Origin of the sequence: Streptomyces sp. NPDC050988, from assembly GCF_044456225.1 — a bacterium.
Lineage (GTDB): Bacteria > Actinomycetota > Actinomycetes > Streptomycetales > Streptomycetaceae > Streptomyces.
The window spans coordinates 274,189-288,758 of record NZ_JBITFQ010000003.1; the positions used below are offsets into that span (position 1 = coordinate 274,189).

Sequence of the window (14,570 nt, forward strand, 5' to 3'; positions counted from 1 at the left end):
GCGGGGAGGTGCGCGGTGCACGGTCCTGCGTCACCGGGCTGGCTGCTCGTCGTGCTGTGCGCGGCGACCGGGGCCTACTGTCTGCTGCGGATGCGCAGCGGGGTCGAGGAGCAGCGCCGTACCGCGGGCGGTGAGGCGCTGATGGGGTTCGGGATGGCCGCGATGGCCGTGCCCGCGGCGGCGCTCGCGCCTCCGCGCTGGGCCTGGGTCGCCTACGCGGCGGTGTTCGGCGCGGCCGCGCTGCGCGCCCTGTGGGCCGCGCGGAGCAGCGCCCACCATCTGCACCATCTGGTGGGCGCGTTCGCGATGGTCTACATGGCGGCGGTGATGGCGAGCGGGGCGCACGCCGGGGTTCCCGCGCTGACGGGGGTGCTCCTCGCGTACTTCACCGCGTATGTGCTGTGGACCGGTACGCGGCTGATGCCGGTCGCGGTCGCGGGGGGCGGCCCCGGAGCGAGTGTCCGGGCCGCCGGGTGGGGCGACCGGCTGGAGCTGGCGCGGGCGTGCCGCCTCTCGATGGGCATCGGGATGCTGGCCATGCTTCTCACACTCTGAACCGGAACTTCTCACGTTCCGGGCCCGATGGCGCCCGCATCCCGGTCCGGCGCATCTCACGTTCCGAACGGGCATTTCCCGGGCTCCTGCCCCGCTTTACGAAACCGTGGTGTACGTCACTTGCCGCGACAGCACGTATCCGCCGGTGGCGCCCCGCTCATAGGCTGCAGCCATGATGGTCCCCGCGGCACTGCTGCTGCTCGGCGCCCTGGCCGCCGTCCTCGCTCCGCGGCTGCTTGCCCGAACGGACTGGCAGGACCGTGAACCGGTGGTCGCCCTGTGGGTGTGGCAGTGCGTGGTGATGGCCGTTCTGCTGTGCTGCGCGCTGTCGATGACGCTCAGTGCGGCGGCCGCCTGGCAGGCCGTCCGCGGCCATGTGTTCGCCCCCGCCCCGCATGCCGTCGTGGAGAGCTACGCGCTCGCCGGGGGTCCCTGGGCCGCGACGACCGCGGTGGCACTCGCGCTCGGCGGTGTCTGGAGCGCCGCGATGCTGGCCCGCGAGATCACCCGGGCCAGGACCCGTCGCCGTCGGCGGCGGGCCGAACTCCTCGTGCGCGCCCCGGTGTTGCCCGGCGAGGAGCCCGGCAGCGACCGTCTGGTCGTCCTTGAGGGCGAGCGTCCGGACGCCTGGTGGCTGCCGGGGGCGGCGCCCCAACTCGTCATCACCACGGCCGCGTTGCGCCGCCTCAAGGGACGGCAGCTGGACGCGGTGCTCGCCCACGAGCAGGGCCACGCGCAGGCCAGGCACGACTGGCTGCTGCACTCCTCGGCCGCGCTGGCCAACGGCTTTCCGCAGGTCCCGGTGTTCGCGGCGTTCCGCGACGAGATGCACCGGCTGGTCGAACTCGCCGCGGACGACATGGCGTCGCGACGCTTCGGCCGACTGACGATCGCGCTCGCGCTCGTCGAACTCAACGAGGACCGGGGCGTGTTCGGCCCCTGTCCCACGCCGCAGGCCCATGTTCCGCAGCGCGTCCACCGCCTGCTCACTCCCCCGGACCGGCTCCCGCCCGCCCGTCGGCTGCGGCTCACGGCGGCCGCCGCGCTGGTGCCGGTGATCCCGGTCCTGGTGACCTTCGTACCGGGTCTGCGGGCGCTCGGTTAGCCGGCTCGCAGCACGCAGGACACCCCGGGTTCGCGTTCGACCCCACCGGTCGGCGAGGATCGGTGTATGCACTCCCCACCCGTCGACTCGCCGCCCCACGCTCCTGGTCCCGGGATCGCCGTACGTGTCGCGGCGGCTGTCGCCCTGCCGTCCGTACTGTTGCTCGTCCTGGTCGCGATGTCCTGGGACCCGCTCATCGCCCTCGACGGCGACATCGCCCGCACCACCCACCGCTGGGCGGTGGACGACCCCGACACGACGCAGACGTTCCGCATCCTCACGGACTGGGTGTGGGACCCCTGGACGATGCGTGCCCTGTGCGCCGCCGCCGTACTGTGGCTGGTGCTGCACCACTCGGCATGGTGGCTCGCGCTGTGGCTGACGGCCACATGTGTGCTCGGCACACTGCTCCAGCAGGGACTCAAGGCGGCGGTCGACCGGAAGCGCCCGGTCTGGCCCGACCCCGTGGACTCCGCCCACTTCGCGGCCTATCCCTCCGGCCACGCCATGACGGCCACGGTCGTGTGCGGCCTGCTGCTGTGGCTCCTGCACCTGTACGGCGCCGGACGCGTCCTGTGGCGTATCGCGCTCACCCTCTCCGTCGTGTCCGTCCTCGGTGTCGGCCTCACCCGTATCTGGCTGGGCGTGCACTGGTCGTCGGACGTGCTCGGCGGCTGGCTGCTCGGCGTGCTGGCGGTGGCGCTCGCGGTGGCGTCGTACACGAGGTTCCAGGGCACCGCCGAGCTGCGCTGACAGCGGTGTGGGCCCGTCCTGCGGCCTCCACTCGCGGACGAATCTGTTCAGCCCCCACCCGCCCCAGAACCGTGCATACGATCGAGCACGGCTTCGGGAGACACCCGACGGAGCCGCGCAGAGGGGGCAACTTGTCCCGCATCTCCAGACGTTCGTTACTTGGGTACTCGGGGACCACCGCGGCGGGTGCGGTCATCGGTACCGCCGGGTCGGCGCAGGCGGCGGAACCCGATGCCACGACGGCGGCCGAGTCGTCGTCGGCCGACTTCCCGAGCGGCACCAAGTGCAGCGCCGACTGCCCTAGAGTCACCGGATGCGGCGAAGGACAGGACTGGCGATGGCCGGGGTTGCGGCCATCGCCTGGAGCGAGTGGCTGAACTGGCGTTGGTCTCGAACCCTCGTGGGCAACGGCGGGGGCGCTGCCGAGACCGTGGTCGTGCTGGGTTTCCGGAACCCCGCTGCGACGGCGAACGTCATCAACCGATGGCGAGTGCGGGCCGGCATTCGCTCCATCACCGCCGACAGTGCGCAGGGCACCCGCGTGATCTTCAGTGGCGGCCCGACCAGCGGTGGCGCTTCGGAGGCCCAACTGATGGCCGACTACGCGAAGTCGGTGCTCGAGTTCGACGGCACGGTACTCCTCGAAGACCAGAGCTCGACGACCTGGGAGAACATCACGAACGTGATCCCCCTGCTTGAGGACGCCGACCACATCAAGATCGCCTCGCAGCCGGCTCACGCGCTCAAGGCCCGCGCGTACTTGCGGCGGCAACGCCCTGATCTCGCGGAGAGACTGGTGCGTGCGGACGACTACCGACCTGGCGAGTGGCTGTTCGTCAAACCGCTGCTGGCCGTGTACGGCCTCTGGACCCTCCGCGGCCTCAAGGCCGACGAACGGAAGATCTCGCCGTAGACGGAGTCTCTGTCACCAATCGTGCATGGCCGGGACCCAGTCCTCGAAGCGGCCTCCTGGCCGGCAGCGCCTGTCGGCTGCTGCCGGCCAGGAGGCCCGGCCTCACTTCAGGTGTCGGTCCAAGAACCGGCACCCGTCTTCCAGCTCGAACCACGGGGTGCCGGTGTGCCCGCCCGGATTGGCGTGCAGCGTCTTCTCCTTGCTGCCGAAGGCGTCGAACAGGTCCAGAGCTCGTTGCCGGGGGTTCCCTTGGTCGTCCCACTGCAGCAGGAACAGCAGCGGGATGGTGACCCGCCGGGCCTCCTCGCGTTGGGCGCGGGGCACGTAGCCCCCGGCGAAGAAGCCCGCGGCCGCGATGCGCGGCTCGACCACCGCCAGCCGGATGCCCAGGGCGGCCCACCCCCCGGAGTACCCGACCGGGCCGCCGATCTCGGGCAGCTCAAGGAGGGCGTCCAGGGTGGTCAGCCAGTCCGGGACCGCCTTCTCGACCAGCGGGCCGATGAAGGACTCGAAGATCTCGTCTACCTGCTCGCCGGCCTGCATCGCCCGGCGGAGGTCGGCACGGGCCTGCTCGTCGGCGGCGGAACGGGGCCGGTCACCGCATCCTGCGGCGTCGATGGTGGCCACCGCAAAGCCGCGCGCCGCGGTGTACCGGGCCCGGGCCACCAGCCGGGAGTCGCTCTTGGGCAGGCCGTTGTTGTGGGCCATCAGGACCAGCGGGGCCGGTGCGGATCCAGGCGTCCACAGGGTGCCGGGGATCTCGCCGAGGGTGAACTCGCGCTCAAGGACGCCGTCGTCGAGGCGCTGTTCGGAAGTGAATTGCACGGTCGAGCCTTTCGGGAGGGCTGCTTTACGGCGCTCCCGGACGACCTACCGCCCGACCGTGACCCCGGAGGGGAGCACCCATCTCGAAACTGCGTTCACGGGTACCACCTCCTCGTTCTGTCGCACGGCCTCCGGAAAAGTAGCAGTGGTCGCCGTGGTCCACCAACGGGTTTTCGCGGAGACACCGCGGCCCGATGCCGCCTCACTGCACAGGGCCAGTACACACAGGACCCAGTAGCACGCCCAGGGCAACCGGACACGGCTCCGACCTGGTCCCCGCAGGTGCGGGACCAGGCCGGAGGGTTCACTGGCGCCGGTCAACGGTCGCCGTCATGCGGTCACTTCACGGGGCGAGCCGGTAGGCGTTGGTGATCGTCTCGCGCACGGTGTTGCCGCCCTTGTCCTTCAGGTCCACCCGGAAGGACACGGCCCTGGCGGTCGCCGGGTGTTCGACGCTCACCGAGCGCGCCCCCTTCGCGTCCGTCGTCACGGTGAGCGGCTTCCAGGTCCGGCCGCCGTCATAGGAGGCCTTCACGGTCAGCGCGGCGACCTGCCCGGCCGCGGCGGCCGCGCCGCTCAGTTTCAGCGGCACCGTGAGTGTGCCGCCTGCCGGAGCCGTCCCGCTCAGGCTCAGCTTCGGCGCGAACCGCACCGTCGACAGCGGCAGCTTGACCGTGTCGTCCGACGTCGGCCGGGCCGAGGTGAACGTCCACACCCCCGCCACCTTCGTACTGGTGGAGGTGTCCTCCGCGGAGCGGCTCGCCTCGACCGTCAGGCGGTACGTGGCGGAGGCGGCGGGGACTTCGGAGCCCAGCGCTTCCGTGGCCGGTCCCTCGACGAGGACTCGCCCGCCGGATTCCAGCCGGGCGAAGCCGCCGGTGACGATCGAGGACCCCGGGTTGCCGCTGCCGTCCTGGAACAGCGGGATTCTGGCGCTGATGTGGTCGCCGGTCCGCTCGGCGCCCTGCCCCGCCGGGCCCCCCGCCGCGAGATCGGGGCCGACCACACCGGTGTTGAACCTCAGCGTGTGCCTGGAGCCCGGCTTGTAGGTCACCCAGTCCTTCCAGTACATGATGCGCACTTCGCCGCCGGCGTCGAGCTGCTCGGCCCTCCAGGACCAGCCCACGCCGGCCGTGCTGAGGTAGTGCGTGGTGGCCTGCGGCAGGTTCTGCTCCTCCGGTTCCAGTGCGATGATGCCGATCCCGCGGTCGTCCAGTGGCGTGAGATGGACCAGGCCCTTCGCCCCGGCGACGGAGGCGCCGAAGCCGAACTTCACCTCGGCGACCTCGGCCCGGGTGACGGTGCGGTTCAGGCCCGTGAAGAAGCTGCCCTTGCGGTTGAAGGCGAGCCGGTAGTCGACGTCCCTGCCGGCCGCGCCGGGCGTCTGCCACACCCCGCGGAACTGGGCCCGCATCGTGTCGGAGTCCGGTCCGAGGGCGGCGGTGCGCATCGCCGGCACGCCGTTGCTGGACCAGGTGTTGGACACGCCCGCGGCCTCGTCGTCGTAGCCGACGATGGAGGTGACGAGCTTCGCGGCCGGATCGGGGGCCTTCACGGCGAACGGCTTGGCCTTGCGCCCGTCGAGGGTGACCGTGGTGTCCGGGCCGACGTTCAGCACGGGCTGGACGAAGAAGCCCACCTCGTTGTCCTCGGCGAAGACCAGGCTCTCCAGCTGGTAGGAGCCCTTGGGCAGCCGCTGGACCACGGTGCCGTCCTCGCTGTACGGGAGCTCCACACGATCCCCGGGCCCGCCGACGGGGGTGATCGTCGTCGCGTAGGTGACCGGGTTCGCCCCGGCGGTGTCGATGTGCCGCACCGGGACGTCGTACGACTCCACCTCACGCTCGACCACGAGACCGGTACGTACTTCCTGGCCGTCGCCGGCCGCCAGCACGGTGCCGCCGAAGACGCCGTCGACGGTGCCCTCGCGTGTGTCGGCGGTGACGATAGTCTGCGCGGTGCCGCCGGCCGGAACGGTGAGCTGGGCGTCCTTGACGCTGAACAGGCCGGCCGGGGCCGGATCGCCCGCCGCGTCGGTCCCGGAGGCACTCAGCCGCAGGGTGACGTCCTGGGTGCCGTAGTTGCGGTAGGTGAGGGTCTTGGCGGTCGGCTCGTCGTCGGTGTGCGGCCAGGGGTGCATGCCGAAGCCCAGGGAGCCGGGCTCGGCGACGACCAGGTTCGTGGCGGCGCGCGCCAGGTCCACCCGGCCCGCGCCCTGCTGGTGTGCGTTCAGCAGCGGGTTGGGCTTGGCCGAACCGGTCAGCAGCGCCTTCAGCCGGGCTCCGCTCCAGTCCGGGTGCTGCTGGAGCACCAGGGCGGCGGCGCCCGTGACGTGCGGGGCGGCCAGGGACGTACCGGAGTTCGACACGTAGTCCTCACTCGGGGGGAGCGAGCTCTGCGTGGTCAGGGCGCCGGTGATGTCCACGCCGGGGCCGGTGAGATCCGGCTTGGGCGTACCGTCGAGGTTCGGGCCGCGGCTGGAGAAGTCGGCGATCCGGTCCTCCTTGTCCACGGCGCCGACGGCGAGCGCCTCGGGGGCGCTGGCGGGCGACGTGATCGTGCGGGGCCCGTCGCCCGCGTTGCCCGCGGCCGCCACGAACAGGGCCTTGTCGGAGAGCTGGGCGACGGCCTCCTCCTTGGGGTCGACTCCCGGGCTGTCGAGGGCGCCCAGACTCATGTTGACGATCTTCGCGCCCTGGTCGACGGCCCACTGCATGCCGGCGACGATGCCCGAGACGGTTCCCACGTTGTCGTCGTCGAGCACCTTGCCGTCCAGCAGCTTCACGCCGGGCGCCACGCCCGTGTAGCGGCCACCGGACTTCGCACCGCTCCCGGCGATGATGGAGGCCACGTGCGTACCGTGCCCGTAGCGGTCCTTGACGTCGGGAGCATCGCTGAAGTTCTTCTGCGCTGTCTCGACGTCCCTGAGGTCCGGGTGGGTCTCGTCCACGCCCGAGTCCAGGACCGCCACCGTGACGCCCTCGCCGGTGTAGCCCGACTTCCACATGGCGGGCGCACCGATCTGCGGCACGCTCTCGGCCAGGGAGCCCCGGACCTTCGCGTCCAGCCAGACATGGGTGATGGGCCGCGCGGGTGCGGCCGTACCGCGGGACGTACGGGCCGGAGAGCCGCCCGTCACGGCTGCCCATAGCGCCGGGGCACCGGACTTGGGCGTCTCGAAGGCCTCGCCGTCGACCGCGGGCAGCGCACGGCGCTCCCGGACGGCCACGCCGGCGAACGGGTCGCGGTCGGCGGCTCTGGCGCCGCCCTTCCGGTAGCCGACGATCAGCGGCAGTGTGGTCCGGTGCGCGTCGTCGTACTCGTCCTTGACCAGCTGGGCCACGTCGAAGAGCTGCCGGTCGAGCACGCCGTCGGCGACCGGGCGCAGGGCGTCCTGCGGGATGACGTACGTGTGGCCGGCCTCGCGCCGCACCGAGAAGCCGATGTCCTCGCGGCCCTTGCCGCGCTTGAGCCGGACCACCCGGCCGTCGGAGGCGACGTCAACGCGGTCGCCGGTGATCAACGTGACGGTCGCCGACGGCTTCGCCTTCGTCTTCGTCTTCGTCTTCGCCGAGGTCTTCGTCCCGTCCTGCGCGGTGGAGCCGACCGCTTGCGCCGACTGGCCGCCCGCCGATACCGCCCCCGTGACCAGCGCTCCGGCCACCACGGCGGCCAGTGCCGCCGTTCTCGCGCGTGCTGTGAATCCCACTCGCGTTTCCCCCGCCCTCGTGTGCATGCCAACGCGTTCTCCGGTATCACGCGCAGAGATCGCGTTCGGTTCTCGGAGGCGCTGGCAAATCGATGGAGGGGCACCTGGGCCGACCGGTGGGTGACCTTTCGAACCGTCATTGTTGTCGAGCGGGCCACAACTCCCTGACGTTCAGGGCGAGTTCAACCTGCGGGTGACCAGCTCCGCGTCACGGGGCGGCCGGTAGAGTCCGGCACATGGCTGCCGTGTTGTTCGACTTCTCCGGAACCCTCTTCCGAATCGAATCCACCGAGTCCTGGCTGCGCGCGGTCCTGGCCGACTCCGAAGTGTCCCTGTCCGAGGCGGAGTTGATCCGGGCGACGAAGGAACTGGAGGCCGTGGGCGCCCTGCCGGGCGGGGCCCTCCCATCGGAGCCGGTGCCGGACGACGTGGCCCCGCACTGGGGCGTCCGCGACCAGAGCTCCGAGCTGCACCGGGCGGCGTACACCGGTGTCTCCCGTCAGGTGGCGCTCCCCGATCCGGAGCTGCACGACAGGCTGTACGACCGCCATATGGTGCCGGCCGCCTGGCGCCCGTACCCCGACACCGCCGAGGTACTGGGCGCGCTGCGCGAGCGCGGTGTCGCCGTCGGCGTGGTCAGCAACATCGGCTGGGACCTGCGGCCGGTGTTCAGGGAGCACGGCCTCGACCCGTACATCGACGCGTACGTTCTGTCCTACGAGCACGGCATCCAGAAGCCGGACCCCAGGCTGTTCGCGGCCGCCTGCGGCGCGCTCGGGGCCGATCCGCGGGACACCCTGATGGTCGGCGACGACCGGCGCGCGGACGGCGGAGCCGCGGCCCTCGGCTGCGGAGTGCACTTCGTCGACCACCTGCCCGTCACGGAGCGCCCGGACGGCCTGCGGCCGGTACTGGACCTGGTGGGATGAGCCCTCGGCGGGTCGGTCAGCTCTGGTAGCCCTCGACCTGCGTCGACGGACGGACGTGCGCCTCGTCCGGGTTCTCGCCGAACTCCGTCTTCGCGCGCCGCTGGCGCAGCAGGTCCCAGCACTGGTCGAGCTCGCGCTCCAGCTGCCCGAGCCGTTCGTGCTCGGTCGTGCTGTCGATCTGCCCGGACGCGACGGCGTCACGGAGCCTGCGTTCGTCGTCGACCATCGCCGTGATCCTGGCCAGGATCTGCTCTTGATCCATGTCCCACGCCTCCTCGGCACTCCAGCCCACTGTAAGGAGCGGACGACGGCTCGGCGACAGCTGCTGGTCAGGCCCGGGCGGCTGTACGGGACGGCACGCAGGCGGCACGGAAGCGGCAGTACTTCCCGTCCGCCCGGGACGATCCCCCGCGTCGCCCCGAGCGGACGGCAGCCCGGAGAAGATCCCTGACGGGGTCGCTCCGGACGCGCCTGAGTATAGTTGGCTGGCAGCCAGTCAACGCAGGAGTACATAGGATGTCCCCTCGCAGCCCCTCGGTCAATGAAGAGTTGCGGCGGCGTTCCCGCGAGAGGCTTCTGCAGGCGGCCCTGGAGCTGGTCAGCGAGCGTGGGTACGAGGCCACGACCTTGGGCGACATAGCGGACCGGGCGGGCTCGGCCCGCGGCCTGGTCTCGTACTACTTCCCGGGCAAACGCCAGCTCGTACAGTCGGCGGTGCACCGGCTGATGCACCGCACGCTGGAGGAGGCGCTGGAGCGCGAGCCGCGTACGGAGGACGGTCGGGAGCGCATGGCGCGGGCCATCGACGCCGTCCTGGGCCTGGCGCGGGACCACCCCATGGTGATGCGGCAGCACATGGCGGGCATCCTGCAGGCCGAGGGGTTCATGCAGTGCCCGGAGCAGCAGCGCCTGGCGGAACTGCTCAGCGACACCATGGCCCGCTACGGCTCACCGGACGCCGCCACCGACTACCCGATGCTGCGCGCGCTCCTGATGGGCTCGGTGTACGCGGCACTGGTGCCTGGGGTCCCGATGCCGCTCCGGACGCTGCGGGCCGAGCTGTTCCGGCGCTACCGGCTCGACTGGGAGCGGGGTGCCCCGCCGGGCGCCGAGACACCCGACGGGACCTGCCACGAGGACCTCTCACGGTTCTTCGCTCCCGAGAGCCGCGAGCGGGGCCGTGAGCACCACCGCGAGACGGACGAGACCGACCGGACCGGCCGACCGGAGTAGTCCGGCCGACCGGCCAGCCAGCCAGCCGACCGAAACGGTCCGGTCGGCCGAATCAGGCAGACCAGCCGAAGAAGTCCGGTCCGGTCAGTCGAAGTAGTCCGGCTGCGTCTGGACGTTCAGCTCACGCAGACGCTCCCACTTCGCCGGGTCCGTACGACGGTCGTTGATCTTCAGGACGTCGAAGCCCTTGACCATGTCGTTCGAGTAGATGTAGCCGTTGTAGTAGTACGCGGACCAGGAGCCGCCGCCGACCATGCTCGTGGTGCTCAGCGGACCGCGCTCGAAGAAGGCGATCTCCTTGGGCTTCGAGGAGTCGGTGAACTCCCAGACGGAGATGCCGCCCTGGTACCAGGCCTGGACCATGATGTCCTTGCCCTTGACCGGGATCAGCGAGCCGTTGTGGGCCACGCAGTTCTCGGTGTCCGCCTGGTGGCGCGGGATCTTGAAGTAGCTCTTGAAGACGAGCTTGCGCTTGTCGCCCTTGCCGACGATGTCGTAGATGCCGTCGGCGCCGCGGTTCGGACCCGTGGCCGCGTTGCAGGTGGCCGCGCCGCCGCCGCCCAACTCATCGGTGAAGACGACCTTGTTGGCCTTCTGGTTGAAGCTCGCCGAGTGCCAGAACGCGAAGTTCACGTTGTCCTGGACCTGGTCGATGATCTTCGGGTTCTCCGGGTCCTTGATGGAGAACAGGATGCCGTCGCCCATGCAGGCGCCCGCCGCGAGGTCCTTGGAGGGGAGCACGGTGATGTCGTGGCAGCCGGTGGTCTTCGAGACGCCCGGGTTGGTGGGCCCGCCCGGGTTGCCGCCGCCGTCAGGCCCCGAACCGGGGAACAGGACGGGGAAGTTGACGATCTTGGCCTTCTGCGGTGCCTTGCGCGGCACCTTTATGACCGAGATGCCGTCGTGCGGCGGCTGGCAGTCCGGGAAGGCGGCGCTCGGCGAGTACGAGGAGACGTAGACGTAGACGTTCTTGCGCTCCGGCACCAGCGTGTGGGTGTGCGAGCCGCAGGCGGTCTCGACGGCGGCGACGTACTTCGGGTTCCGCTTGTCGCTGATGTCGAAGACCTTCATGCCCTCCCAGGAGGACTTCTCGGTCGCAGGCTGCGTGGTGCTGTTGCAGGAGTTGTCACTGCGCGAGGAGTCGGTCGACAGGAAGAGCAGGTCGCCGGAGACGGAGATGTCGTTCTGCGAGCCCGGGCAGAGCACCTGGGAGACCGTCTTCGGGGACTTCGGGTTGCTGATGTCGAAGATACGGAAGCCGTCGTAGTTGCCGGCGAACGCGTACTTGCCCTGGAAGGCAAGGTCCGAATTGGTGCCCGCCAGCGTGTCCTTGGGGATGTTGGCGAGGTGCTCGATGTTCTCCGAGTGGACGATCTCGTCCTGCCCGGGTATCTCGCCGTTCGCTATCGCGGCCCTGGCCTCGGCCGCCTCGCTCTTGGACACCTTCTGCGACGTGGCCGGCGAGTCCCCGGGGTCTGGCGTCGCGACCGCCGGACCGGCCGTGAGCAGCGCTGCCAGGAGACCCGCCGCGGTGGCGGCAACTCCCAGACGTCTGCGCCGCGTTCGGTGGTTGTTCAACAGGGTCACTGCGTCCTCCCTTGTAGCCGTTCGCGGTCGAACGGTTCAGGTTCACCCGAAGTATCGTCTTCATCATGCACAGATCAACAGGCGGCAACGCATTCGTAATGAATGTTTTTGATCAATCGAGTTCAGAAGCGTGCTAGTACGGTCATCAACACTCACGAGGTGTCTGCTGTCCCGGGTGACTCAGGAGGTCGCTGTGCCGTTTGGCCGTACGTCCCTGTACCGCGTCGCAATCGTGGCGTCCGCCGTCCTCGCCCTCGGTGGCTGCACGGGTTCGGACGACGAGACCACGTCCAAGTCCGCGGCGGGTACGGGCCCTTCGGTCATCGCCCCCGGCAAGCCGGGCGAGGCCGCCCAGACCCTCTCCGCCGAGGACGCCGCGAAGCACCGGGCGGAGGACGACTCCCCCAATACCGCCGACCGCGACTACGCGCGCATGATGATCGAGCATCACACGCAGGCGCTGGAGATGACGGAACTCGCCGCGAAGCATGCCGAGTCGACCCGGGTGAAGGGGCTGGCCGACCGGATCACGGCCGCGCAGCGACCCGAGATCAACACCATGAAGAGCTGGCTCAAGAACCACGGCGGTGCCGGGAAGAGCGAGTCCCACGACCACGAGCCGATGCCGGGCATGGCGACCGAGGCGCAGCTCAAGAAGCTGCGGGCGGCGCAGGGCAAGGCGTTCGACAAGCTGTTCCTGAAGCTGATGATCACTCATCACGACGGTGCGATCACCATGGCCACGGATGTGAAGGCCCAGGGCAACAACCTTCAGATCGAGGAGATGGCCGACGACGTGATCGCCCAGCAGACGGCCGAGATCAGCCGGATGCGCGACATGTCCTGACCCGCACTCGACCCGGTCGCCGGCGGATCAGCGTCTGACATGACGCGGCGTCAGCAGGCCCGCGTCCCGCGCTCCGGCGATCAGTCTGAGCGCGCGTCGACGGCTGTGTCCGGTCGCGGACATCACCGCGAGCACCGGGTCCCGTCCCGCCCCCTGGGCCGCCAGATACTCCCCGGCGACGAAGCGCCGGCCCTCGACGCCACGCGGCCGGGCGGGGCGTGCGTGCCGCTTCTCCGCGGACCCGTCGGCGGACCCGTCGGCGGACACGGCGCCCACCGGTTCCGCCGCGCCCCCGCACGCCTCCAGGAGCGGGCCCTCGATCCAGTCCGGAAGAACCGCCAGGTCGTCGAGCGAGAGTGCGGGCCGGGCCCGCACGTCCTCGACGGAGACGGATCCGTCGCACACCACGGCGAGCATGTCGACCTGGGCGCCGTCGTCGAAGGACAGCCGGACGTTGCACCACGTCGTGGCGGTGTCGCGCTCCTGCCCGTGCTCCCGCACTTCCCAGGCGGGCCACACGGACACGACACCGTCCGGCCCATATCGATCAAAAAGATTAAGAAAGGATGCTTCCAGCACATACTCAACGTAACCGCATGATCACATTCACTGCGAATAGGCACGCATGCGTTCCGGGCGGGGCACCCCGTCGGCGCAGCACCGTGTTCTGCCCCTCCCCGGGCGCGCCGTGCGGTGCGATGCTGGAAGCACCAGCGATCTCCTCGTTCTCCTCGGGGAAGGGGCTCAGCCGTGCTGCAGGTCGCCGTCGTCGGCTCGGGGCCGAGTGGGGTGTACACCGCGCAGGGGCTCGTCCAGCAGGGCCAGGTGCCGGACGTCAGGGTGGATGTCCTTGACCGGCTGCCGTGCCCGTACGGGCTGGTGCGCTACGGCGTGGCACCCGACCACGAGAAGATCAAGTCACTGCAGAACAATCTGCGTACGGTCCTGGAGCACGAGCGGGTCCGGTTCCTCGGCGGCGTCCGGGTCGGCCCGGACGGGCTGCCGGCCGCCCGGCTGCGGGAGCTGTACCACGCGGTCGTGTACTGCGTGGGCGCCGCCACCGACCGGCATCTCGGAGTGCCCGGCGAGGAGCTGCCGGGCAGTTGGTCGGCGACCGAGTTCGTGTCCTGGTACAGCGCGCATCCGGACTCCCTGTCCGACGGATTCGTCGTCGGCGCGCGGGCGGCGGTCGTCATCGGCGTCGGCAACGTGGCGGTGGACGTGACCCGAATGCTGGCGCGCGCCACCGAGGAGCTGAGCCCCACCGACATGCCCCAGGCAGCGCTCGCCGCACTGGCCGACAGCCCGGTGCGGGAAATCCAGATGGTGGGACGCCGCGGGCCGTCGCAGGCCCGCTTCACCACCAAGGAGCTGCGCGAACTGGGCGGCCTGCCGGACACCGAAGTGGTCGTGGATCCTGCGGAGTTGGCGCTCGACCCGGCATACGCCGACCCCTCCGGACTGCCCGCCGCGCAGCGCCGCAACGTCGAGGTACTGCGCGGCTGGGCCGAACAGCCACGCCCCGCCGGCAGCCGGCGGATCCGGCTCCGCTTCTTCCTCCGCCCGGTCGAACTCCTCCCGGACGGGGGCCGCGTGGGTGCCGTCCGCTTCGAACGGACTCTCCCGGACGGCCGGGGCGGCGTGACGGGGACGGGCCGATTCGAGGACATCGAGGCCCAGTTGGTCCTGCGCTCGGTCGGCTACCGCGGAGTGCCCCTGGAGGGCCTCCCCTTCGACGCGAGCCTCGGCACCGTGCCCCACCTGGCGGGCCGTGTCCTGCGCGACGGCTCGGTCTCCCCCGGCGAGTACGTGGCGGGCTGGATCAAACGCGGCCCCACAGGCGTCATCGGCACCAACCGCCCCTGCGCAAAGGAAACGGTGACGTCACTCCTGGAGGACGCGCCCACGCTCGCGCAGCGCGATGTGCCGCACGACCCGCTGGCCGCACTGAGGGCGGCGGGCCTGCACCCGGTCGAGTGGGAGGGCTGGCAGGCGATCGAACGGGCGGAGGCGGCCTTGGGCGCCTCCCTGGGCCGGCACGTGGTCAAACTCCCCGACTGGCAGTCGCTGCTGGAAGCGGCCCGCGCAACAGGCGCCCCGTAAGGGGCGCGGGG

13 protein-coding genes are annotated in these 14,570 nt (G+C 70.7%); 8 read left to right on the forward strand and 5 right to left on the reverse strand.

The genetic code is table 11. The annotated features are described in order from the left end of the window. Positions 1–15 precede the first annotated feature (15 nt). The 4 genes from ACIBEI_RS09440 to ACIBEI_RS09455 all read left to right on the forward strand — a co-directional run bounded on the left by ACIBEI_RS09440 (position 16) and on the right by ACIBEI_RS09455 (position 3,326). Positions 16–555, forward strand: a complete 540-nt coding sequence (locus ACIBEI_RS09440; protein WP_398886785.1) for a DUF5134 domain-containing protein — start codon at positions 16–18, stop codon at positions 553–555. A 172-nt stretch (positions 556–727) separates the two neighbouring features. Further along, entirely contained in the window at positions 728–1,660 is a 933-nt protein-coding gene (locus tag ACIBEI_RS09445) for a M56 family metallopeptidase (RefSeq protein WP_269653380.1), read from the forward strand. A 66-nt stretch (positions 1,661–1,726) separates the two neighbouring features. Next, the gene (locus ACIBEI_RS09450; RefSeq protein WP_398886787.1) at positions 1,727–2,413 is read left to right on the forward strand and encodes a phosphatase PAP2 family protein; all 687 of its coding nucleotides are present in this window, start codon (positions 1,727–1,729) and stop codon (positions 2,411–2,413) included. A gap of 313 nt (positions 2,414–2,726) precedes the next feature. Next, entirely contained in the window at positions 2,727–3,326 is a 600-nt protein-coding gene (locus ACIBEI_RS09455) for a YdcF family protein (protein ID WP_398886789.1), read from the forward strand. A 102-nt stretch (positions 3,327–3,428) separates the two neighbouring features. Here ACIBEI_RS09455 and ACIBEI_RS09460 read toward each other — a convergent pair whose 3' ends face one another. Together ACIBEI_RS09460 and ACIBEI_RS09465 are read right to left on the reverse strand one after the other, a co-directional pair. Then, positions 3,429–4,151 carry a dienelactone hydrolase family protein gene (locus tag ACIBEI_RS09460; protein ID WP_398886791.1) on the reverse strand — a complete coding sequence of 241 codons (723 nt, stop codon included), beginning with the start codon at positions 4,149–4,151 and terminating at the stop codon, positions 3,429–3,431. 343 nt (positions 4,152–4,494) lie between these two features. Further along, positions 4,495–7,860: a S8 family peptidase gene (locus ACIBEI_RS09465; protein ID WP_398886793.1), complete on the reverse strand. Its 3,366-nt coding sequence runs from the start codon at positions 7,858–7,860 to the stop codon at positions 4,495–4,497. Positions 7,861–8,096: 236 nt separating this feature from the next. On the opposite strand from ACIBEI_RS09465, the gene ACIBEI_RS09470 reads away from it, so the two are divergent. Continuing rightward, positions 8,097–8,789 carry an HAD family hydrolase gene (locus ACIBEI_RS09470; protein WP_398886795.1) on the forward strand — a complete coding sequence of 231 codons (693 nt, stop codon included), beginning with the start codon at positions 8,097–8,099 and terminating at the stop codon, positions 8,787–8,789. A 16-nt stretch (positions 8,790–8,805) separates the two neighbouring features. Here ACIBEI_RS09470 and ACIBEI_RS09475 read toward each other — a convergent pair whose 3' ends face one another. After that, positions 8,806–9,051, reverse strand: coding sequence for a DUF2630 family protein (locus ACIBEI_RS09475; protein ID WP_398886797.1), 246 nt, complete (start codon positions 9,049–9,051; stop codon positions 8,806–8,808). A gap of 254 nt (positions 9,052–9,305) precedes the next feature. Between ACIBEI_RS09475 and ACIBEI_RS09480 the strand changes: the two genes are divergently transcribed. After that, on the forward strand, positions 9,306–10,022 hold the full coding sequence (locus tag ACIBEI_RS09480; protein ID WP_398886799.1) for a TetR/AcrR family transcriptional regulator: 717 nt from the start codon (positions 9,306–9,308) through the stop codon (positions 10,020–10,022). A gap of 84 nt (positions 10,023–10,106) precedes the next feature. On the opposite strand, the gene ACIBEI_RS09485 is transcribed toward ACIBEI_RS09480, so the two are convergent. After that, complete coding sequence (locus ACIBEI_RS09485; RefSeq protein WP_398886801.1) at positions 10,107–11,609, reverse strand: LVIVD repeat-containing protein; 1,503 nt, start codon at positions 11,607–11,609, stop codon at positions 10,107–10,109. Positions 11,610–11,802: 193 nt separating this feature from the next. On the opposite strand from ACIBEI_RS09485, the gene ACIBEI_RS09490 reads away from it, so the two are divergent. After that, complete coding sequence (locus tag ACIBEI_RS09490; RefSeq protein WP_398886803.1) at positions 11,803–12,456, forward strand: DUF305 domain-containing protein; 654 nt, start codon at positions 11,803–11,805, stop codon at positions 12,454–12,456. A 27-nt stretch (positions 12,457–12,483) separates the two neighbouring features. Here the strand turns inward: ACIBEI_RS09490 and ACIBEI_RS09495 are convergent, their stop codons facing one another. Further along, the gene (locus ACIBEI_RS09495) at positions 12,484–12,981 is read right to left on the reverse strand and encodes a DUF6214 family protein (RefSeq protein ID WP_398886805.1); all 498 of its coding nucleotides are present in this window, start codon (positions 12,979–12,981) and stop codon (positions 12,484–12,486) included. Between the two features lie 225 nt (positions 12,982–13,206). Here ACIBEI_RS09495 and ACIBEI_RS09500 point away from each other — a divergent pair, with 225 nt between their 5' ends. Further along, a complete protein-coding gene (locus ACIBEI_RS09500; protein WP_398886807.1) occupies positions 13,207–14,559 on the forward strand; it encodes an FAD-dependent oxidoreductase in 1,353 nt (450 codons plus the stop codon). Positions 14,560–14,570: the final 11 nt, after the last annotated feature.